The sequence below is a fragment of the Streptomyces sp. NPDC057638 genome (assembly GCF_042800315.1).
Taxonomy (GTDB): domain Bacteria; phylum Actinomycetota; class Actinomycetes; order Streptomycetales; family Streptomycetaceae; genus Streptomyces.
This window is the reverse complement of record NZ_JBHVHF010000053.1, coordinates 13,167-33,330: the sequence shown is the minus strand read 5'-3', so window position 1 is coordinate 33,330 and position 20,164 is coordinate 13,167. Positions and strand designations below refer to the sequence as shown.

Below are 20,164 nucleotides of genomic sequence, written 5' to 3'. Positions count from 1 at the left end.
GGCTCCCTCACCAGGGGAGCCGCCCGCCGCGTTCGTCCGCGACGCCTCGCGGCGTACGTGCGCGCGGCTCCGCGTCAGATCGCTTCGTACAGCGCCGCGTTGAGACGCTCGGGAAGCACGACCCGGGTGGACGAGGTCGAGGCGCGCCGTCGCCCGGGGGCGCGACAGAGACGCGGTGCGTTCCGTGCTCCCCCGCCGCCACGATGGCCCCGGGCCAACGGGGACGCCACCCGGGACCCTCACCAGCGACGCGGGCACCAGGGGCACCCGCGCGTCTCCTCTGGTGTCACACGGATCCGGGCTGCGACACCCCCGGGCCCCGCCACCCTAAGAACCGCGCCGAACCGCTGAACGTCCGCCTCGCAGGCGATGACGCCGATCGAAACTCCCGGGCCAGCCCCTCCCCTACGGCGTCATCACCGTGGCCCTCCAGGCGCCCCGGGTGGGTCCGTCACTCCCGCCCATGACGCCCCGGGCGGGATATTTCTGACCGGGCCTCATGCGTCGGGGTCCCCTTCGGCGAACCCCTGGCGCAACTGGTCGAAGGCGAGCCGGGTGGCATCCTCGGCGGCCGACTGGACCAGGGCGGCGCTCACCCCGGCCGCGATCCGGCGCGCGTTCTCCTCGGCGAGCACCCGCAGCACGGCGACGATCTGACCGGCCGCCAGCGCGGCGGCCAGCCCGCCGCCGAGCGCCGCCGCGAGCGCCGCCTCCGAACGGGTCTGGTACGCGTGGAGCCGGGCCACCAGCGCGGGGGTTCCGTAGAGCAGGGCGAGGAAGGCGAGCACCTGGGGGTCGTCACTGACTCCGGTCACCGGGTCGCGCCGGCGCAGGCCGTCGAGGACGTGGCGGTGGAGCGCGTCCAGCGGCGAGACGCCCGCCGGGCGGGCGGCGACGACCCGGGCGAGCTCGTCCTCATGGTCGGCGAACCGGTGCAGGACCAGGTCCTCCTTCGCCGGGAAGTAGCGGAAGAGCGTGGGCTTGGAGACCTCGGCCGCGTCGGCGACCTCGGCGACGGAGACTCCGTCGTACCCCCGGGCGAGGAAGAGCGCGATGGCGGTGTCGGAGAGCGCCTGCCGGGTCCGCTGCTTCTTGCGCTCCCGGAGACCAACCGGGCCCTGGGCCACGCCACCATCCGGGCTCCCGCCGCGCACCGCCCCGCCACCGGCCGACGCACCACGGCCCGACGCACCAGGACCCGGTTCGTCACGCGCCGAAGCACCACGGCCCGACGCACCACGGGTCGATTCGCCGCCACCGGATCCGCTGCCCGGGCCCCCGCGACCGCCGGGACCCCGCCCCCGGGGGCCTCCGCCAGGGGAAGCACCGCCGTCGCCCATCACCCTCGCCACCCTCACCCTCCGCCGCTCGCTTGACGCCCATCCTAGTAATGCGTAAGCCTTACGCAGTACAGCGTATGCCATACGCAGAAGGGTGATCCGTCATGACCGACCATCGCGCCGACCCACCCCGCACCACCCGCCCCACGCCCCTCCCCCACACCACCTCCGTTCCGCCCGCCATCGAGACCGAGGGCCTGACGAAGTCCTACGGCCGGACCACGGTTCTCGACGGTGTCGATCTCCGCGTCGCGCCCGGCTCGGTCTTCGCGCTCCTCGGCCAGAACGGCGCCGGCAAGACCACCACCGTCCGCCTGCTCACCACACTCACCACCCCCGACGCGGGCCACGCCCGCGTGGCGGGCTTCGACGTGGTCGCCGAGCGCGCGCGGGTGCGCCGTTCCATCGGTCTGACCGGCCAGTACGCGGCGGTGGACGAGCGGCAGACCGGCGAGGAGAACCTGCGCCTGGTCGCGCGGTTGCGCGGGATGTCCCGCCCGGCCGCCCGGCGCCACACCGCCGAGCTGATCGAACGGTTCGACCTGACCGGCGCCGCCCGGCGCCCCGTCGCCACCTACTCCGGCGGGATGCGCCGCAGGCTCGATCTGGCGGCGGGCCTGGTGGGCGAGGTGCGGGTGGTCTTCCTCGACGAGCCCACCACCGGGCTCGACCCGCGCGGCCGGGCCGAACTGTGGCGGATCGTCGCCGAGTTGTCGGCGGGCGGGGCGACGGTCTTCCTCACCACGCAGTACCTGGAGGAGGCCGACCGGCTCGCGGACCGGATCGCCGTACTCGACGGGGGACGGCTGGTCGCCCAGGGCACCGCCGACGAGCTGAAGGCCCGTGTCACGGGCCACCGTCTGGAGCTGGTGACGGACGGGCCGCAGGCGTGGGCGCGGGTCCGCGACCGGCTGTCGGCCGGGGCCCTGCTGACGCTCGGCGGAACGTATGACCAGAGCCTCGGGGCCACCCCGCACGCGGAGCGCGCGGCCCACACCCTGGACCTCCCCACCACCGGCGAGGCCCACGACGTCCGGGTACTGCTCGACCTCGCCGACCCGGATCTGACGGACGTCCGGCGCTTCACCGTGCGCCGGGCCACCCTCGACGACGTCTTCATGGCGCTGACCGCCGGACCCACCGCGCCGGAGGGGACCTCTCATGCCTGACGCCCTGATCCACCACGCCGGAGGAGACCACTCATGCCCGACGCCCTGATCCACCACGCCGGAGGGGACCACTCATGCCCGACGCCCTGATCCACACCACGGCCATGGCCGGGCGGGCCATCCGGCTGAGCAGCAGAGCGGTCGACGCGCTCGTGGTGGCCCTGGCGCTGCCGCTGATGCTGCTGCTGGTCTTCGTCTATCTCCTCGGCGGCGCGATCGACACCGGCACCCGGTACATCACCTATGTCGTGCCCGGGATCCTCGTCCTCTGTGCCGCGTTCGGCGCGGCGAACACGGCGGTCGCGGTCAGCGAGGACATGAAGGGCGGTGTCGTCGACCGCTTCCGCGCGCTGGATGTCAGCGGTACGGCGATGCTGGCCGGGCATGTCATCGCCAGCACCCTGCGGAACCTGGTCTCCACCGCGCTGGTCCTCGGCGCCGGCCTGCTGATGGGTTTCCGCCCGGACGCGTCGGCGGCGGGCTGGCTGGCGGCCGGAGCGCTGCTCGTGGCGTTCCTGGTGGCGATCTCATGGCTCGCGGCGGCGGTGGGACTGCTCGCGCGCACGCCCGAGGCGGCGGGCGGCTTCACCTTCTTCATGACCTTTCTGCCCTACCCGAGCAGCGCGTTCGTGCCGGTGGAGTCCATGCCGGGCTGGCTCCGCGCCTTCGCCGACCACCAACCCGCGACCCCGGTGATCGAGTCCCTGCGCGGGCTGCTGCTGGGACAGCCCGTGGGGAGCACCCCGTACGCGGCGCTCTTGTGGTGCGCAGGGATCGCGGCGGTGGCGGTCGCGCTGTCGGAGCGGCTCTTCCGTCTCCGTACCGGCTGACCCGTCCGCGACACCGAAGCGCCGTACGGGGCACCGCGACCGGGCCGGTACGAGAGGAAGGGCCGGTACGAGAGGTGACGCCCCCGCACCGGCCCGGCCCCGGCCTGCTCAGCCCGGTATCCGGGTCAGAACACGTCCGGGCACCACGGCTTGCGCGCGGTCCGGAAGACGCGGTCCGCCTCGGCCGCCGCGCCCGCGCGGTGCTCCTCCAGCTCGCCGAGCGCCTTCAGCCGCACCGGGTTCTCGTCCCCGAGGTAGAGCGACCCGAGCACCCCGATGTCCATCGTCAGATCGGCCGCCTCGGCGGTCGGCGCGCACCGGGCGCCCTCCGGCGAGACCTCCAGCCGGTAGCGGCCGCCCGCGAGGCCGAGACGGTCGCGCAGTTCGAGGACGAGCGTCGCGGAGACGTCATACGTACGCGCCTCCAGGGCGCGTACGACGTCGAGGATCCGCACCCACAGCCAGTCCGCCTGCTTGATCACCTTGGCGGCGCGCGGGTCGGGCAGCAGCCGGGGCAGCAGATCGTCCGGCGCCCGGAAGCCCGAACGTACGGTGGTGATCCAGTCGACCGAGGCGAGGTAGTGCCACAGCGCGCGCTCGGCGGCGGGTGTGACGGCCACCAGGTCGCCGACGTTCGCCGCGCACTGAGGCTGCTTGCTGTCGCTCCAGACGTCGTCGGTGCGATAGGTGAGCAGGCCCTCGACCTCGCCGTTGGCGGCGCGGTAGACCGCGTAGAAGGGCTCGACCCAGGGGAAGACTGGCTCGTCCAGCGCGCCCGTGGACCCCCGCCACCAGTAGTCGTCGCGGCTGACGACGCCGTGCTGGTGCGCGGCGCATCGTTCATGCAGCTCGGGGCCGACCTTGCGCACCTCGGCACCGTCGACCAAGTCGATCCGGCCGCCGTCGGCGGGTCTCGACCAGCGGCGGCCGAGTCCGGTGCGGGGCAGGTCGAGCGACCACTCCGTGGTGCTGGTGGCGCAGCCGTATCCGTACCGCCCATAGATCGGGTACTCGGCGGCGATCAGGGTGGAGACCACCTCACCGCGCTCCTTGGCGGCGGCGAGGTCGTCGGTGATCAGCCCGCTCAGCAGGCCACGGCGGCGGTGGGTGGGAGCGACGGTCACGCTGCTGACCGCGCTCGCCGCGACCCGGGCGCCGCCGGGGACGGTGAGCTTCTGGCCGAAGGAGCGGTAGGTGGCGACACAGCGGCCGCCGTCGAAGACTCCATACGTACGGGAGAGATCAAGCCCTTCGCGGCGCGATGCCACCTGGGCGTCGGTGACGACCGTCGCTCGCAGGAAGCCATTGGAGACCGCGCGGATCCAGTCGGCTAGCTCGGCCTCGGTGACAACACGGGTCTCAAGGGTCATGCGCCCCACGCTAGGCATGTCACCGGTCAAAGTCGCGCGATTTTCCCTCCGCCCGGCGGTCCCGGTGCTGGTGGACGGGGGTGCGGGCGTCGAAGCGGCCGCCGCCCGGCGGACCGGGCCGATCATCACGCCAGGTCGCGTCGGGCGACGCGAGGCGGGGTGACTCTCGCCGAGACTCGGCGCGTCTCGTCAGGGCGAAGCCCGTGGGAGCGCGCAGACCCGCGTGGGCCACCTCGCGCGGGAAGCCGCTCAGAAGGCCGCGCGGACCGCGCCCACCTCCGCGCCCCCGCCCAGCAGCGGTACGCGCCCGATCCGGTCCATGACCTCATCGCGCAGACCCATCAGCTCCAGCGCCCGCGCGAGCACCGGGCCCAGTGCCCGTCCCGCGCCATCGTCGATCTTGAAGGCGAGCGCCCGGCCGTCCGCGAGGGCAACCGCCTGCACCGCCTCCGCGCCCATCTTGGAGAGCGCCCCCGGGATCGCGCGCATCAGCCAGGTGTCGGGCCGCCGGGTACCGGCGACGTACTCCGGGTGGGCCCGCATCGCGTCGGCCACCCGCCGGCCGGGGGTGCCGGGCTCGGCCACCACCAGGGAGCGGAAGGAACGGGCGAGACCGGTGAGGCTGATCGCCATCAGCGGGGCGCCGCATCCGTCGGTGCCGACGGCGGCGATCCGTTCCCCGGCGGCCTCCTCCACCTCCGTAGAGATCAGCCGCTGGAGCGGATGGGCGGGGTCCAGATAGCTGGCGCGATCCCAGCCGTTGCGGGCGCAGACCGCGAGCATCGCGGCGTGCTTGCCGGAGCAGTTCATCGTGAGCTTGTCGCGGACCCGCCCCGCAGCCAGGTACCGCTCGGCCTCGGCCGGGTCGAGTGGCAGGTCAGGCGGGGTGCGCAGCTCGTCGAGGGCGATGTCGAACTCGGCGAGCATGGCCCGTACGAGGTCCAGGTGAAAGGTTTCTCCAGAGTGACTGGCGGCGGCCAGCGCCAGCCGCTCACCCGCCAGATCGAGCCCGGCCCGCAGCACGGCGGCGGCCTGGAAGGGCTTGGCCGTCGAGCGCGGGAAGACGGGAGCGGCGGGATCACCCAGCGCCAGCTCGACCGAGCCATCGGGCGCCAGCAGGACCAGCGAGCCACGGTGGTGGCCCTCCACGAAACCGGAACGCACCACTTCCGCGAGGACCGGGGGGATCGGCGCTATCACCGGGGTCACCGGAGGTATGGCGGTCGTGGTCATCGTGGGGGGCCTTCCGGGAAGGGGGACCCGCTCCCGGAAGGATCTCTTCAGGTCAGCAGGTCGTCTACTTGCGCTTCGCCCTCACGGTACCGCCGCGCGATCTCGGCACTGCAATCGTCAGCTGTCCGCTGGAGCATCTGACGACTACGGGAAACCTGCTGCTCATAGCCGATCAGCCGCCCCAGGCCCGCGCGCAGCTCATCATCGGTGCGGGCGTCGAGATCGGAGAGTTCCACATCGGCGAGCATGTCGGCGGCGAGCCTGCGGTACTGCTCGGCCCGGGGCGTGGAGAGCGTCACATGGCGAGCTGGTCTGCGCTGCCGGGACGGGGTGTCGGCGAGGATCTCGGAGAGCCGGTCGACCACCGGTGTCACCTCGTCCGTACGACGGGCCAGCTCGGCGTGGAGGATATCGATCCGCCCCTGGAGGAGCCGCCGCACATAGCTCAGGTCGGCCTCGTCGCGCTGGGAGTCACGGCGCAGGGTCCGCAGCTCCGGCAGGCGCAGGGACGGGAGGTCGTACCGGGGCTGGGCGGGGAGTTCGCAGCGGGGCGTATCGGAGCGGTCCTCGACGGGGAGGCGCTGCTGGGGCGGGAGCTGCCCGGTTCCAAATGTGCTCATATGCCTATGACCATCCCCTCGACCGGTGCATGGGGGCTCCCCAGGAACCGGAGGGCCCGTGGGGAAGCACCGCCTTTGTGCATCGTGCCACTCCGCAACCGTCCCACGCAGGTGCTCTGCACCCGTTCAGCCGCAGTTAGGTTGGCCCTCATGCGTGCGGTGGTGCAGAGAGTGGACGGCGCGAGTGTCGCCGTGGTGGACGGGTCCGGTGCCGAGACGGTCGGCGAGATCACGGGCGAGGGCCTCTGTGTCCTGGTGGGAGTCACCCACGAGGACACTCCGGAGCAAGCGGAACGGCTGGCGCGCAAGCTCTGGTCCCTGCGGATCCTGGAGGACGAGAAGTCCTGCTCCGACGTGAACGCCCCCTTGCTGGTGATTTCGCAGTTCACCCTCTATGGGGACGCGCGCAAGGGCCGCCGCCCCACCTGGAACGCGGCCGCCCCCGGCCCGGTCGCCGAACCCCTCGTCGACGAGGTCGTCGCCCGCCTCCGCGCCCTCGGCGCGACGGTCGAGACGGGCCGCTTCGGCGCGAGCATGCGCGTCTCGCTGACCAACCAGGGCCCCTTCACGGTCCTGCTGGAGGTCTAGGAGCACCCGAGGACATTCGGGGCGTACGAAGGTGGTGAGCCCGGCGCGCCGCACCGCCCGGAACGGGCGGGCGGAGCCGGCGGACACGCGGCGCCGGCGCGCGAAGCCGACCCGGCGGACCTCTCGCAGGACCTCTCGCTGGGCCCAACTGTCAGGCTCGGGGCTTGGGACCCCCGGCGGCCCTCTCAAGACCTCCCAGGACCTCCCCGGGGCCTCCCAGAACCTCCCCGGGGCCTCCCAGGTCCTCCCGGGGGCCTCCCAGAACCTCCCCGGGGCCTCCCAGGTCCTCCCGGGGGCCTCTCGCCTTCCGACGGGCCTCTCAGCGGAGCGGGACGGCACTCCCCCGCGCCTCCCGCCGACCCGTACGGCCGGGCGGGGAGCCCATCAGCTCGCCCGCCCACGGCTCCCCTACGGCTCGACCACCGTCTCCTGTGCCGCCGCCGTCTCCCCGGCCAGCAGCGGCGCGTCCACGGGCACGTTCCGCTTCACCAGGGCCAGCGCGATCGGCCCGAGCTCATGGTGGCGGGCGGAGGTGGTCACGAACCCCAGCTGCCGCCCCTCCGGACCGTCGGCGGCCAGCCGGACCGGCGTGCCGTGCCCCGGGAGGTGGACCTCGCTGCCGTCGAGGTGGAGGAAGACCAGCCGCCGGGGCGGCTTGCCCAGGTTCTGCACCCGGGCCACGGTCTCCTGCCCCCGGTAGCAGCCCTTCTGGAGGTGCACGGCGGTGCCGATCAGCCCCAGCTCGTGCGGGATGGTGCGGTGGTCGGTCTCGAAGCCGAGCCGGGGACGGTGGGTCTCCACCCGCAGCGCCTCGTAGGCGAGGATCCCGGCCACCGGACCGTTGGCCCGCGCGTACTCCGTGAGGTCGGCCCGGGGGAGGAAGAGATCACGGCCGTGGGGGGTCTCCCGGACGGTGACACCGTCCGGGACCGGGGCGATGGAACCGGCCGGGAGGTGGACCACCGCGAAGTCCTCGGTACGGTCGGCGACCTCCACCCGGTAGAAGAACTTCATCGACTCCAGATAGGCGACGAGTTCCTCCCGGGTGCCGGGCTCGATATGCGCCCAGAGCGTCTCGCCGTCGTCCACCAGGGACAGCGCGTGCTCGATATGCCCGTTGGAGGTGAGGATCAGCGCCTCGGTGGCCTGGCCCGGGGGCAGCTCGCTGATGTGCTGGGTGACCAGCAGATGCAGCCAGGCGCGCCGGTCGCCGCCGGTGATGGTGATGACACCCCGGTGGGAGAGGTCGACCAGCCCGGACCCGCCCGCGAGGGCGCGCTGTTCACGGAAGAGGTCGCCGTAATGGGCGGCGACGCCTTCATCGGCTCCTTCGGCGGGAACGGCACCGGGCAGGGACAGCAGGGGGCTCTTCACTGTGGCCATGGGAAAAGCCTACGACTCGGTAGTTGAACCCTCAGCCGAGTCCACCGCCGCGACGGCCAGGCCACCCGTACAGCCCGCGCAGCGGCCGAAGATCGCGAAGTGCTTCATGTCCGTGTCGAAGCCGAACCGCTCGCGCAGCTTGGCGGTGAAGTCGGCGACCACCTCGACATCCGCCTCGATCACTTCCGAGCAGTCCCGGCAGACCATGTGGATGTGGTGGTGCCGGTCGGCGAGGTGGTACGTGGGGGCTCCGTGGCCGAGATGGGCGTGGGAGACCAGCCCCAGCTCCTCCAGGAGCTCCAGCGTCCGGTAGACGGTGGAGATATTGACCCCGGAGGCGGTCTTGCGCACCTCGCCGAGGATCTCGTCGGGGGTCGCGTGGTCCAGGGTGTCGACGGCCTCCAGCACCAGCTGGCGCTGAGGGGTCAGCCGGTACCCGCGCTGTCGCAGATCGCTCTTCCAGTCGGTGCTCACCACGCCCCCAGTGTAGGCGCGCCCCCACCGCCGCCCCCGTACGGAGACGGGGGGCGCGAAGGGGGGCGCGGGAGCTCGGGGAGGAGCGGGCGGCCTACTTGAAGAAGCGGCCTACTTGAAGAAGGTGATGCCGTCGTCCGGGAGGTCACCGAGGTCCTTGGCCCAGGACGCGACCTCCTCCGGGGTGACGACCTTCTTCAGATGCGCCGACATGTAGGGGCGCAGCGGGACGTCCGGGGTGGACTTCTCGCCGACCCACATCAGGTCGCCCTTCACATAGCCGTAGAGCCGCTTGCCACCGCTGTACGGGCCGGAGGCCGCCGTCCGCGCGACCGCGTCGGTCGCCAGGTCGATCTGCGGCTTCTGGTCGGCCAGCTCGCCGTACCAGACCTCGACGACGCCCTGGTCGCGGACCATCACGACCTCGACCTTGCGGTCCTTGTCGATCCGCCAGTAGCCGTGCTCGCTCTCCAGCGCCTTGACCTTGTTGCCCTCGGCGTCCAGCACCCAGGAGTGGGAGGAGTACTCGATGAAGTCCCGGCCGTCATGGCTGAAGGTGACGGACTGGCCGAAGTTGCACTTCTCGGCCCCCGGGAAGTCGGAGACGCCCGCGCCCTCCCACGTACCGAGGAGGAAGGCGAGCGGGACGAGGCCCGGGTTCAGGTCGGACGGAATCTCGATCATGGTCAGCTCTGGCGTTCTCTGGCGGTGGGAGGCGGTGGACGGGGGTGGCCGGTGAGGCTTCGGTCGCTACCGCTGACCCTGGTACAGCTTCTTCACGGTCAGGAAGGCGAAGGCGCCGACGCCGATGCAGACCAGGACCAGCAGGGCTTCGAAGAATGCCTCAAGCACGGGGTGCTCCTCGGATGAGCGGTGGGCGAAACACAGGCCAGGGCCCAGCCTAATGGGTAGGGGCCCGGACGCCTCGGTGAGGTGGCGTACCCGGCGCCTCGGTGAGGTGGCGAACCCGGCGCCTCGGTGAGGTGGCGTACCCGCCCAGCCGCGCGGGCAGGTCACGGGCGCGCCGGGGTGGTGGGCGGGGGCCGGGCGCGCCGCCGGGCGGTGGGCACCGCCCGGACGCCGGACGCGCCCCGATTACAGTGCGGCCATGTCGAAGAAGCTCGTGATCAAGGTGACCGCCGGGGCCGACGCGCCGGAGCGGTGCTCTCAGGCGTTCACGGTGGCGTCCGTGGCCGCCGCCAGCGGGGTGGAGGTCTCCCTCTGGCTGACCGGGGAGTCCTCCTGGTTCGCCCTGCCCGGCCGGGCCGCCGAGTTCTCCCTCCCCCACGCGGCGCCCCTGCCGGACCTCATCGAGGCGATCCAGAGCTCCGGGCGCATCACGCTCTGCACCCAGTGCGCGGCGCGGCGCGAGATCACGGAGGAGGACGTCCTGGACGGTGTGCGTATCGCGGGCGCGCAGCTCTTCGTGAGCGAGATCATGGCGGACGGTGTCCAGGCGCTCGTCTACTGACCCACACTCCCGGCCCCCACCCGTACGCGCGCCTATAGAGCCTCATACGGGACCGGGTGCCGCGCCCACGCCGGGCGCGCGCCCGCTCCCGTACGGGCGGGGGAAGGCACGAGTGGCACGTACGGGCGGCGGGAAGGCACGAGTGGTCTAGTGGCGGCGCTTGCCGTCCAGTTCGTCCCACCAGTCGTCGGACTTCGGGTCGCCGCTCGGGTCGTCCCACCAGCGGTCATCCGGACCCCGCCGGTTCGCGACGATCGCGGCCACCGGCGGAATGACCATCGCGATCACACACATCGCGACAGCGACGGGTACCGACCAGAGGCGCACGACGGCCCCGGCGGACACGAACAAGAACAGGCATCCGCCCATCAGCAGGAAATACGCCCGCCGACGCCGTGCGTACATGTCTCCAGCGTACGACCGCGAGGCCCAGAAGACGCCCTGCCGTACCGGCAGAACAGAGGCGCACGGAGGCGGCGCACCGCAACCGGCAGGCGCCCGCCCCGGGCATGACCGAAGGGCCGCACCCCTTATCCCAGTGGCGTCCAAACCCCGGAGGTGCGGCCCTTCGGCCAGTTCATCGGGCTCGCACGGCGGCGAGCGGGCCCCGGCCGTCCTGGCCGTGGGCCCGGCTCACCGGGGGCGTGCCGCGCGGTCAGACCGCGATGGCGACCTCCGCGAGACCGCCCGTCTGCGCGACGACCGTACGGTCCGCCGTGGCGCCCGGAACCAGGGCGCGCACGGTCCAGGTCCCCTCGGCCGCGTAGAAGCGGAACTGCCCCGTCGCCGAGGTCGGGACCTCGGCGGTGAACTCGCCGGTCGAGTCCAGCAGCCGGACATAGCCGGTCACGGGCTCACCGTCGCGGGTCACCTGGCCCTGGATCGTGGTCTCACCGGGCTTGATCGTCGAGGCGTCGGGCCCACCGGCCTTCGCTCCACACATACAGCTCTCCCAAGGTCGGGGGGTAGGGGTTACTTGTTGGCGCCGAGCTCGATCGGCACACCCACGAGGGAGCCGTACTCGGTCCACGAGCCGTCGTAGTTCTTGACGTTCTCGACACCGAGCAGCTCGTGCAGCACGAACCAAGTGAGGGCGGAACGCTCGCCGATGCGGCAGTAGGCGATGGTGTCCTTCGCCAGGTCGACCTGCTCGTCGGTGTAGAGCGCGCGCAGCTGCTCGTCCGACTTGAACGTGCCGTCGTCGTTGGCGTTCTTGGACCAGGGGATGTTGCGCGCGGACGGCACGTGGCCGGGGCGCTGCGACTGCTCCTGGGGCAGGTGGGCCGGGGCGAGCAGCTTGCCGCTGAACTCGTCGGGCGACCGCACGTCGACCAGGTTCTCCTGGCCGATCGCGGCGACGACATCGTCACGGAAGGCGCGGATGGCCGTGTTCTGCGGCTTGGCCTTGTACGCGGTGGCCGGACGGGCCGGGACCTCGGCGACGAGGTCCCGGGAGTCCAGCTCCCACTTCTTGCGGCCGCCGTCGAGGAGCTTCACGTCCTGGTGGCCGTAGAGCTTGAAGTACCAGTAGGCGTACGAGGCGAACCAGTTGTTGTTGCCGCCGTAGAGGATGACGGTCGAGTCGTTCGCGATGCCCTTGGCGGAGAGCAGCTTCTCGAAGCCCTCCTGGTCGATGAAGTCACGGCGGACCGGGTCCTGCAGGTCCTTCGTCCAGTCGATCCGGATCGCGTTCGTGATGTGGTTCTTGTCGTAGGCCGAGGTGTCCTCGTCGACCTCGACGATGACCACCTGCGGGTCGTCGATGTGGGCCTCGACCCAGTCGGCGTCTACCAGGACGTCGCTGCGGCTCATGCTGTCTCTCCTCCGGGGCAGTGTGCGGCGGGTGGTGCGAGAAGGCGGCGCGGATACGCGGGCGGTGCGATCGTGCGATCGGGGCGGCGAACCGCGCGGGTGGCCCTGATCAGCGCTCGAAGGGCCGGATGGCGGCGGGAGTGAAGAAATCCCGCTCAGACGGCGCGACAGAGCATGGCGGCGACGCGGCACAGGTCAACTGCCCGCCGCTTCGTGAGATCCGCCTGTCGCTGCTTCATAGGGCCGATCGTAGGGACGGTTCACCCGCGATGTCACCGGTGTGTCAAATAACGAGACGAGATAGTCCACTATTCGATATGGAAAGGGGATCCGGCCGGTCCGGGCACCCCCGCGCGCCGGTCGCCGCGCCTCACCCTTCTGCCTGCCGGACAGAGTCGTCTCACGATGCGGCCCTCGGCGCGGACAGGCCGGTGACCGCCTCTGTAATGGACGTTCCATCTAGTAGATTGTGGTAGATGAGGACCAGGACACGGCACCAGACGGATCCCCACCAGGCGGCCCCGGTCGGCACCCGAGAGCGGATCATCCGCGCCGCCTCCTCGCTGATGCAGCGCCAGGGGTACGACGGCACCGGCATCAAACAGATCTCCCAGGAGGCGGACGCCACCCTCGGCTCCGTCTACCACTTCTTCCCCGGCGGCAAGCAGGAACTGGCCGTCGCCGCCGTGCACCGAGGAGACGAGGAGTTCGCCGACCTCCTCCGGGAGATCCTGGGCGCCGAGCCGGACCCGGCCCAGGCGCTCGTCGACTGCGCCCGGAGCCTGGCGGAGGGGCTGCGGGAGTCCGACTGGTCGGACGGCTGCCCGGTCACGGCGACCGCGCTGGGGACCGCGCACCGCTTCCCCGACATCCAGCGCGCGGCGGCCGACGCCTTCGCGCGCTGGCGCGGGCTGGTACGGGAGCACCTCCAGGCGGCGGGCATGGCCGAGGACGTGGCCGGCGACCTCGCCACCACCGTGATCAGCACCCTGGAGGGCGCCGAACTCGCGGCCCAGGTGGCCCGCGACGAGAAGCCCCTGCTGCTGGCCGGACGCCACCTCGCCCAGCTCATCCACCTCCACCAGGGCGGCGCGTCCACCGTGTGACGCGGCGGCCTTGAGGGCCGGGGCTCCGTCGGCTTGGGGCGGGTGCGGGGCCGGCCGGGGGGCCGGGGGGCCGGGTGCGGGGCCCGGCGGGTGGCCCGTGGGCCGGGTGCGTGCTGTCGCTGCCGCTGTCTTCTCTCTGCGGGGTTCGGGGGCCTCCGGGCTCACCTCCTCGGGAGCGGCGGATGAGGCGTTCCTGTTTCCTGAGTCCGGGTTCGCCCGCCACTCCCTGCGGGGGCGACCCTGCACCCCCCAAACGTGCCCCCTGACCCCCGGCTGCGTCGGTACCTGCCCGTGTGACCCTGACCGTTGTCGACTTTCCGAAGAACGCCCACCCGGAGGGTCTCCCATGCGAGCTTCGCCACCGGGTCACCCCAAGGGCCTCTGCCGGTGAGTAGCTCCGTGTGAGGGTTCGCTCTACCCGAGGTCGGTTCTGAGCCGAAGGGGCGCGTCTGGGGGCACCCCCAGGCGCAGGCCTGGGGGATTTCGTGGCCGTCGCGCGGAGATCGTGAGGAACGAGCGATCGAGCACGTCGGCGCTGAGACATCGACTAAAGCGCCCCGGTGGGGGTCCCCCCGGGCGGAGCCTGGGGGAGAAGAACCGCTAAAAAAAGAAGAACCGCAAAAAACTACAACCTCACATCCTGGGCGGTGCCGGAGAAGCGGAGGCCGGACTCCGTGATGGTGAGCTCGCGCATGGTGATGCTCGGCGGCACGCCGTCCAGCTTCAGTTCGTAGTCCACGATCTCGCGGAGCTTCGCGTCGATGCCGGGTATGGGGAGGTCGGGCAGCGCGTCCGCCTTCAGTCGCACGGTGTTGCCGCTGACCAGTTCCACCGAGCTGTGCACGGAGATCTCACGGTCGCCGACCAGCGCCGCCAGTGTGGACGGCACGGGTATCCCGGCGCCCTCGACCACCTTCGCCAGGGTGCCGGTTATCTTCACCTGGTTCTTCGCGGCCCGCTCGGCGCCCGCCCATGCGACGCTCATGCCCTCTGGTGCGGCCTGGGTCAGGTCCGCGTACGCGATCTCGGCGGATCCGCTGGCGGTGGCCGCGACGGCGGAGGAGAAGTCGCCGCTGATGCGGACGTCACGCAGTTCGGCCTTGACCTCGGATATGCCGATGTTGCGTTCTCCGGCGGAGGCGGTGATGCCGCTGATGTTCACCTTCACCTTGTCCAGTCGCTTGGCCGCGACCTGGGTGAGGAAGGGGAAGCCCTCGATGGAGAGCTTCGGTGTGACGCGCAGGCCCTGGCTGGAGCGGACCCGCTCGGCCGCCTCGGATTCGGCGAAGTGGACCGCGATCCGGTCGGCCGCGATGAACAGGCCGCCGAGGACGATCGCCGTGATCAGTAGTTTCCGCAGTACACGCATGGTCAGGTGCCCCCTCTTTCCGGTCCGTCGGATTCCCCGTGCCTCATCCGAGAAAGCGTCCCGGTCAAACGACGCCCTGTCCCTTGGCCCATCGGCCAGTCGCTGTGGCTCCGGTCCGCTGGGCTGACCGGCTCCACCCTTCCCGACGATCGGGCCCGGTCGATGGTTCCCGGCCGGGTTCATCACGGCGTGAGCGGCCGGGTTCATCACGGCATGGCCGGCCGGGGCCCTGAGCCCCCGGCCGGTGGCGGCGCCGGGCTGCTCAGGCCAGGGCCCGTCCCAGCAGATAGACCGCCGGGGCGGCCATGGTCAGCGGCAGGGCGACGCCCGCCGTGAAGTGGACGAAGCGGGAGGGGTAGTCGTAGCTCGCGACCCGCAGGCCGACGAGGGCGAGGGCGCCCGCCGCCGCTCCGAGGAGGGCGGCCCCGCTGCCGAGGCCGGTCATCCCGCCGACGATCACGCCCGCTCCCGCGGCCGCCGCCAGCGCACCGACGACGGAGACGGCACCGGGCAGGGCGGGCAGCGGAAGCGCGCGGACCAGGGTGGCCACGGCCACCGCGACCCCGCCGACCACCACCGCGTCCGTCGCCGCCGCGAGGTGTCCGGCGGCGAGGATGGTCAGGGCGGCGGAGGCGACCGACGCCATCAGTCCGTACATCCGCTCGTCGGCCCCGGCGTGGCTGCGCAGTTGCAGGACGACGGTGATGAGGACCCATGCGCCGAGGGTGCCGAGGATCGCGGTCGGCCCGTGTTCCCGGCCCACCGCCAGCAGGACGGCGTCGGCGGTGAGACCGCCCGCGAAGGCGAGCGCGATGCCCTGCCGGGCGGGCCACATGCCGTTGAGCCGGAACCAGCCCGCCGCCGTGACGGCCTGGAGCAGGACCAGCGGCACCAGCAGCCCGTAGGAGCCGAGGGCCGCGCCGCCCGCGAGCAGCAGGCCGAGTACGGCGGTGAGTGCGGCGGGCTGGATGCCCGGCGCGATGATCGGGGAGCGCCCTTCCGCGCGGGCGCGCTGCGCGTCGGTGACCCGCGCGTTCCCGGCGAGGGTGGGGGTGCCGTAGCCGTCGGCCGCCGTCGCGCCGGTCGCGGCCGGAGCGCTCTGCGCGGGCGGCACCGGGGCAGGTGTCCGGACCGCGGGCGGCACCGGGGCCGGAGTCGGGGCCGGAGCCCGGTGGGCGGGGGGGCCGTATGGACCGTGCCCGGCCGGGTGCTCCGGCGGCAGCGGACCGGCGGCCCCCACGGGGTGCGGCCCCGGCGCATACCCCGGCAGCGGACCGGCGCCCGGCTGCCCGGCCGTCCCGGCGTGACGCCCCTGCTGCCCGCGACGCCCGTGCCGCCGCGCCGGGGGCGCCGCCGCCTCGTCCGGTACCGGCGGCATATAGGCGGTCGGCGCGTCATCCCGTACGGGAGGGATGTACGCGGTCGGCGCCTCGTCCCGTACCGGAGGGATGTACGCCGTCGGAGCCTCCCCCGCGACCGGAGGCGGCGGATACGCGCCCCCGCCCGCCGGGGACGCGGACGGCGCGGACGCAGAGGGGCCCTGCGTCCCCACGACGGGCTGGTAGTGGGTGTCCCAGGTCTCGCCCTCCCACGTCTGCGCGGCGGAGCCCTGGTGAACGGCGTTCTCCTGGTACGGGTTCGGGGGAGCCGGATAGGAGCCCGCCGGGTCCGCGTAGGGGTGGTAGGCGGCGTCCTGGTACGGCGCGGCGGACGGGTCCGGATACCCGGGCCCCTGCGGCGGCGGGGGCCAGCCCGCCTCAGGCGGCGGATAGGCGCCCTGGTGAGGGCCGTGGTGGGGGCCCTGCTGTGCGCCTTGGTGGGGGTCGTAGCCGTGCGGGTACTGCTGATCGCTGCTCATCGTGTGCGGTTCACCCTCCTGCGAACGGCGGGAGCACCTCGACCGTGCCGCCCTCGGCCAGCCGTACGGTCTCATGGTCGCGGGCCCCCACGGGGTCCCCGTCGACGAGGAACGAGCAGTGGGCCAGGACCCGCGTCAGCTCTCCCGGGTGCCGGTCGCGCGCCCCGTCGAGCGCCTCGGCGAGCGTGTCCGCCGTGAACGGCTCATCCGCCACTCCGGCCGCCGCCTTGGCCGCGGCCCAGTAGCGGATCGTGCCCGCCGCCATGCGCCACTCCTTTCGTCGGCCTCCATCATGAGCCATCCACGGTGGCCGCCCGTGCGATCAGCCACTGGGCGATCCGGCCGAGCAGCCGCTCGTCCACCGCGTTCTCCGCGTGCCCCATGCCGGGTTCCAGCCAGAGTTCGGTGGCCCCGGCCGCCGCGAGCGAGCGGGGGTGGTCCAGCGGGAAGTACGGATCACGGTCGCCGTGGACGATCAGTACGGGCGTCGGCGCGATCAGCGGCACGGCCGCCACTGGAGGGAGCGGTACCGGGTCCCAGTCCCGGCCGTGGATCCGGGTCCCCAGTCCCCAGCGCCCCACGGCCCGCCCCAGCGGCCGGGTGATCACCCAGTGGACGCGTCGCATAGAAGGCGTGCCCCGGTAGTACCAACGGGCGGGCGCGCTCACCGCGGCGACCGCGTCCGTACGCGCCTCGCGCGCTCCCCCGGTGGAAAGCGCTCCCGCAGTGCTTCCAATGCGCCCCCGCACACCGGAACCAGCCACTCCGGGCGCCGCACCCGCCCCGGCGTGCGATCCGCCGCCCCCGGTCCCGTACAGCGCGGCGTGCCGCAGCACCACCGAGCCGCCCATCGAGAAGCCGACCGTGACCACGGTCCGGTGCCCCAGGCTCCGCGCCCACGCCACCGCCGCCGCCACATCGAGCACCTCGCGGTCGCCGACCGTGGAGCGGCCGCCGGACCGGCCATGGCCTCGGAAGGAGAAGCTCACGACGGCCGCGTGGCCGCTCAGCGCCGCGACCGCCCGGCGTACGGCGGGCCGGTCCAGCGACCCGGTGAAGCCATGCGCGACCACGATCGCGGCGTCGCTCACCCCGGCCGTATACGGCTCGTACGCGGCTTCGAGCACGACCCCGTCCGCCGTGCGAAGCTGGGTACGGAGGCGCCGGCGGGCGTGTCCGCCCCGGGCGCCGGACGGCGGACGGGCGGCCGCCGGGGACTCCGGCACGGAACTCATATGGGCTATTGTGGCGCGGAAGAGGATCCGGGCGACGCAGCCCCCGGGTCCTTTTGTGTTTCCTGTCCGTTGTTACAGACAGGTGAACCACACCGTACGAAGCAGGGCCGCAGCACCACGTCCTCGCAGGGACCGAGGAGGGACCGACGCCATGGGTGAGCAAGCCGTGCACGACCGCGAAGCGATCCGGGAATCGAACCGGGCGGGTGAGACGCGATGAGCGCACTGCTCCTCCTGACCAACGCCCTCCAGCCGTCGACGGAGGTACTGCCCGCCCTCGGGCTGCTGCTCCACCAGGTACGGGTGGCGCCCGCCGAGGGGCCCGCGCTCGTCGACACCCCCGGCGCCGACGTCATCCTGGTCGACGGCCGCCGCGACCTGCCGCAGGTCCGCTCGCTCTGTCAGCTGCTGCGCTCCACCGGCCCCGGCTGTCCGCTGATCCTGGTGGTCACCGAGGGCGGGCTGGCCGCCGTCACCGCCGACTGGGGCATCGACGACGTCCTGCTGGACACCGCGGGCCCGGCCGAGGTCGAGGCGCGGCTGCGGCTGGCGACCGGCCGCCAGCAGCTGACCTCCGACGACTCCCCCATGGAGATCCGCAACGGCGACCTCTCGGTCGACGAGGCCACCTACAGCGCCAAGCTCAAGGGCCGGGTCCTCGATCTGACCTTCAAGGAGTTCGAGCTGCTGAAGTACCTGGCGCAGCACCCCGGCCGGGTCTTCACCCGCGCCCAGCTCCTCCAGGAGGTCTGGGGCTACGACTACTTCGGCGGTACCCGGACGGTGGACGTCCATGTACGGCGGCTGCGCGCCAAACTCGGCCCCGAGCACGAGTCCCTCATCGGGACCGTACGCAACGTCGGCTACCGGTTCGTCACCCCGGAGAAGCCCGAGCGGACCGAGCGGACGGAACGGACCGAGAAGCCCGAGCAGCCGGAGAGAGTGGAGAAGGGCACGCGTCGCGCGGCCGCGGAGGCGGCTGCGCCGTCCATCCCTTGAGACGGCCGGAAGCCCGTCCCGAAGCGTCCGGACGCTCCTGCGGCGCTGTCCAGGGCCTCCCGGCCCACCGGCGCCGATGAGCAGCACAAACCCCGTCATCCGGCCTGCCCAGAGTGTGGTCACCCCGCGTAGACTGCCGCGCGTGGCCAAGGTGACGCGGGACGATGTAGCGCGACTGGCGGGTACGTCGACCGCCGTTGTCAGCTATGTCATCAACAACGGACCCCGGCCGGTCGCCCCGGCCACGCGCGAGCGCGTTCTCGCCGCGATCAAGGAGCTGGGTTACCGCCCGGACCGCGTCGCCCAGGCGATGGCGTCCCGCCGCACCGACCTCATAGGCATGATCGTCCCCGACGCGCGGCAGCCGTTCTTCGCGGAGATGGCGCACGCCGTCGAACAGGCCGCCGCCGAGCGCGGCAAGATGGTCCTCGTCGGCAACTCCGACTACCGCCGCGAGCGCGAAGTCCACTACCTCCGCGCCTTCCTGGGGATGCGGGTCTCCGGTCTGATCCTCGTCAGCCAGGGGCTGACGGAGACCGCCGTCGCCGAGATCGAGGCCTGGGACGCGCGGGTCGTGCTGCTGCACGAGCGCACCACCGCCATCGACGACGTCGCCGTGGTGACCGATGACATCGGCGGCGCCCAGCTCGCCACCCGCCATCTGCTGGAACACGGCAACGCGTATGTCGCCTGCTTCGGCGGCCCCGAGTCCACCCCGCCCGAGGGCGACCCCGTCACCGACCATGTCGAGGGCTGGCGCCGGGCCATGGTGGAGTCCGGCCGCAGCGTGGAGGGACGGCTCATCCAGGCCCCCTTCAACCGCTATGACGCCTTCCAGGTCGCCCTCAAGCTGCTCGCCGGTCCCGACCGGCCGCCCGCCATCTTCTGCTCCACCGACGACCAGGCGATCGGTGTGCTGCGCGCCGCCAGGGAGCTGCGGATCGACGTGCCGGGCGAACTCGCCGTCGCGGGCTTCGACGATGTGAAGGAAGCCCATCTCACGGACCCGCCGCTGACCACGGTCGCCGCGGACCGCCCGGCGATGGCGCGCGCCGCCGTGGACCTGGTGCTCGACGAGGGACTGCGGCTGACGGGCCCGCGCCGCGAACGGGTGCGGCAGTTCCCCTCCGGCCTGGTGATCCGGCGCTCCTGCGGCTGCGGCTGAGCCATCGCGCGTCCCGGCCGCCCGTACGGAGTCGGACGGACCGTACGCGTAAGGAGCCGGGCGGGCCATGCGCGGACGAGGCCGGGTGGATCGTACGCGGACGGAGCCGGACGGGCCGATCCGACCGTACGGCCGCTTCCGC

The 20,164-nt window shown here is 72.6% G+C and carries 22 protein-coding genes; 7 read left to right on the top strand and 15 right to left on the bottom strand.

The features are described from left to right. Positions 1-497: 497 nt before the first annotated feature. A complete protein-coding gene (locus ACFVIM_RS10680) occupies positions 498-1,127 on the bottom strand; it encodes a TetR/AcrR family transcriptional regulator (RefSeq protein WP_384300319.1) in 630 nt (209 codons plus the stop codon). A 317-nt stretch (positions 1,128-1,444) separates the two neighbouring features. On the opposite strand from ACFVIM_RS10680, the gene ACFVIM_RS10675 reads away from it, so the two are divergent. Next, entirely contained in the window at positions 1,445-2,509 is a 1,065-nt protein-coding gene (locus ACFVIM_RS10675; RefSeq protein ID WP_384300318.1) for an ATP-binding cassette domain-containing protein, read from the top strand. Between the two features lie 74 nt (positions 2,510-2,583). Next, on the top strand, positions 2,584-3,339 hold the full coding sequence (locus ACFVIM_RS10670) for an ABC transporter permease (RefSeq protein ID WP_384300317.1): 756 nt from the start codon (positions 2,584-2,586) through the stop codon (positions 3,337-3,339). A gap of 125 nt (positions 3,340-3,464) precedes the next feature. Here the strand turns inward: ACFVIM_RS10670 and ACFVIM_RS10665 are convergent, their stop codons facing one another. From ACFVIM_RS10665 to ACFVIM_RS10655, 3 genes are all read right to left on the bottom strand, one after another. Continuing rightward, the gene (locus ACFVIM_RS10665; RefSeq protein ID WP_384300316.1) at positions 3,465-4,709 is read right to left on the bottom strand and encodes a GNAT family N-acetyltransferase; all 1,245 of its coding nucleotides are present in this window, start codon (positions 4,707-4,709) and stop codon (positions 3,465-3,467) included. Between the two features lie 249 nt (positions 4,710-4,958). Next, positions 4,959-5,942 carry an asparaginase gene (locus ACFVIM_RS10660; RefSeq protein ID WP_384300315.1) on the bottom strand — a complete coding sequence of 328 codons (984 nt, stop codon included), beginning with the start codon at positions 5,940-5,942 and terminating at the stop codon, positions 4,959-4,961. Between the two features lie 47 nt (positions 5,943-5,989). Further along, on the bottom strand, positions 5,990-6,562 hold the full coding sequence (locus ACFVIM_RS10655; protein ID WP_384300314.1) for an ABC transporter substrate-binding protein: 573 nt from the start codon (positions 6,560-6,562) through the stop codon (positions 5,990-5,992). Between the two features lie 150 nt (positions 6,563-6,712). Between ACFVIM_RS10655 and dtd the strand changes: the two genes are divergently transcribed. Beyond that, positions 6,713-7,150 carry a D-aminoacyl-tRNA deacylase gene (dtd, locus tag ACFVIM_RS10650; RefSeq protein WP_384300313.1) on the top strand — a complete coding sequence of 146 codons (438 nt, stop codon included), beginning with the start codon at positions 6,713-6,715 and terminating at the stop codon, positions 7,148-7,150. A gap of 408 nt (positions 7,151-7,558) precedes the next feature. Here dtd and ACFVIM_RS10645 read toward each other — a convergent pair whose 3' ends face one another. The 3 genes from ACFVIM_RS10645 to ACFVIM_RS10635 all read right to left on the bottom strand — a co-directional run bounded on the left by ACFVIM_RS10645 (position 7,559) and on the right by ACFVIM_RS10635 (position 9,691). Continuing rightward, on the bottom strand, positions 7,559-8,524 hold the full coding sequence (locus ACFVIM_RS10645; protein ID WP_384300322.1) for a YgfZ/GcvT domain-containing protein: 966 nt from the start codon (positions 8,522-8,524) through the stop codon (positions 7,559-7,561). A gap of 18 nt (positions 8,525-8,542) precedes the next feature. Next, positions 8,543-9,010, bottom strand: coding sequence for a Fur family transcriptional regulator (locus ACFVIM_RS10640; protein WP_384300312.1), 468 nt, complete (start codon positions 9,008-9,010; stop codon positions 8,543-8,545). Between the two features lie 108 nt (positions 9,011-9,118). Then, positions 9,119-9,691 (bottom strand): FABP family protein, encoded by a 573-nt coding sequence (locus ACFVIM_RS10635; RefSeq protein WP_384300311.1) that lies wholly within the window; start codon positions 9,689-9,691, stop codon positions 9,119-9,121. A 424-nt stretch (positions 9,692-10,115) separates the two neighbouring features. On the opposite strand from ACFVIM_RS10635, the gene ACFVIM_RS10630 reads away from it, so the two are divergent. Further along, positions 10,116-10,478, top strand: a complete 363-nt coding sequence (locus ACFVIM_RS10630) for a DsrE family protein (protein ID WP_384300310.1) — start codon at positions 10,116-10,118, stop codon at positions 10,476-10,478. A 147-nt stretch (positions 10,479-10,625) separates the two neighbouring features. Here ACFVIM_RS10630 and ACFVIM_RS10625 read toward each other — a convergent pair whose 3' ends face one another. The 4 genes from ACFVIM_RS10625 to ACFVIM_RS10610 form a co-directional block, all read right to left on the bottom strand. Beyond that, the gene (locus tag ACFVIM_RS10625; protein ID WP_384300321.1) at positions 10,626-10,934 is read right to left on the bottom strand and encodes a DUF3099 domain-containing protein; all 309 of its coding nucleotides are present in this window, start codon (positions 10,932-10,934) and stop codon (positions 10,626-10,628) included. 199 nt (positions 10,935-11,133) lie between these two features. Further along, positions 11,134-11,421, bottom strand: a complete 288-nt coding sequence (locus ACFVIM_RS10620; protein WP_266770873.1) for a DUF1416 domain-containing protein — start codon at positions 11,419-11,421, stop codon at positions 11,134-11,136. A 29-nt stretch (positions 11,422-11,450) separates the two neighbouring features. After that, positions 11,451-12,290, bottom strand: a complete 840-nt coding sequence (locus tag ACFVIM_RS10615) for a sulfurtransferase (protein WP_384300309.1) — start codon at positions 12,288-12,290, stop codon at positions 11,451-11,453. A 155-nt stretch (positions 12,291-12,445) separates the two neighbouring features. Next, the gene (locus ACFVIM_RS10610; protein WP_350807544.1) at positions 12,446-12,529 is read right to left on the bottom strand and encodes a putative leader peptide; all 84 of its coding nucleotides are present in this window, start codon (positions 12,527-12,529) and stop codon (positions 12,446-12,448) included. Positions 12,530-12,766: 237 nt separating this feature from the next. Here ACFVIM_RS10610 and ACFVIM_RS10605 point away from each other — a divergent pair, with 237 nt between their 5' ends. Beyond that, positions 12,767-13,396 carry a TetR/AcrR family transcriptional regulator gene (locus tag ACFVIM_RS10605; RefSeq protein WP_384300308.1) on the top strand — a complete coding sequence of 210 codons (630 nt, stop codon included), beginning with the start codon at positions 12,767-12,769 and terminating at the stop codon, positions 13,394-13,396. 625 nt (positions 13,397-14,021) lie between these two features. Here ACFVIM_RS10605 and ACFVIM_RS10600 read toward each other — a convergent pair. The 4 genes from ACFVIM_RS10600 to ACFVIM_RS10585 all read right to left on the bottom strand — a co-directional run bounded on the left by ACFVIM_RS10600 (position 14,022) and on the right by ACFVIM_RS10585 (position 17,858). Next, positions 14,022-14,765, bottom strand: coding sequence for a DUF2993 domain-containing protein (locus tag ACFVIM_RS10600; RefSeq protein ID WP_384300307.1), 744 nt, complete (start codon positions 14,763-14,765; stop codon positions 14,022-14,024). Between the two features lie 262 nt (positions 14,766-15,027). Then, positions 15,028-16,623, bottom strand: a complete 1,596-nt coding sequence (locus ACFVIM_RS10595; protein WP_384300306.1) for a hypothetical protein — start codon at positions 16,621-16,623, stop codon at positions 15,028-15,030. Positions 16,624-16,633: 10 nt separating this feature from the next. Further along, the gene (locus ACFVIM_RS10590; RefSeq protein WP_384300305.1) at positions 16,634-16,888 is read right to left on the bottom strand and encodes a MoaD/ThiS family protein; all 255 of its coding nucleotides are present in this window, start codon (positions 16,886-16,888) and stop codon (positions 16,634-16,636) included. A gap of 25 nt (positions 16,889-16,913) precedes the next feature. Then, a complete protein-coding gene (locus ACFVIM_RS10585; protein WP_384300304.1) occupies positions 16,914-17,858 on the bottom strand; it encodes an alpha/beta hydrolase in 945 nt (314 codons plus the stop codon). Positions 17,859-18,074: 216 nt separating this feature from the next. Here ACFVIM_RS10585 and ACFVIM_RS10580 point away from each other — a divergent pair, with 216 nt between their 5' ends. Both ACFVIM_RS10580 and ACFVIM_RS10575 read left to right on the top strand, forming a co-directional pair. Next, positions 18,075-18,857, top strand: a complete 783-nt coding sequence (locus ACFVIM_RS10580; RefSeq protein WP_384300303.1) for a response regulator transcription factor — start codon at positions 18,075-18,077, stop codon at positions 18,855-18,857. A 142-nt stretch (positions 18,858-18,999) separates the two neighbouring features. Further along, entirely contained in the window at positions 19,000-20,022 is a 1,023-nt protein-coding gene (locus ACFVIM_RS10575; protein ID WP_384300302.1) for a LacI family DNA-binding transcriptional regulator, read from the top strand. The last annotated feature ends 142 nt before the right edge of the window (positions 20,023-20,164 follow it).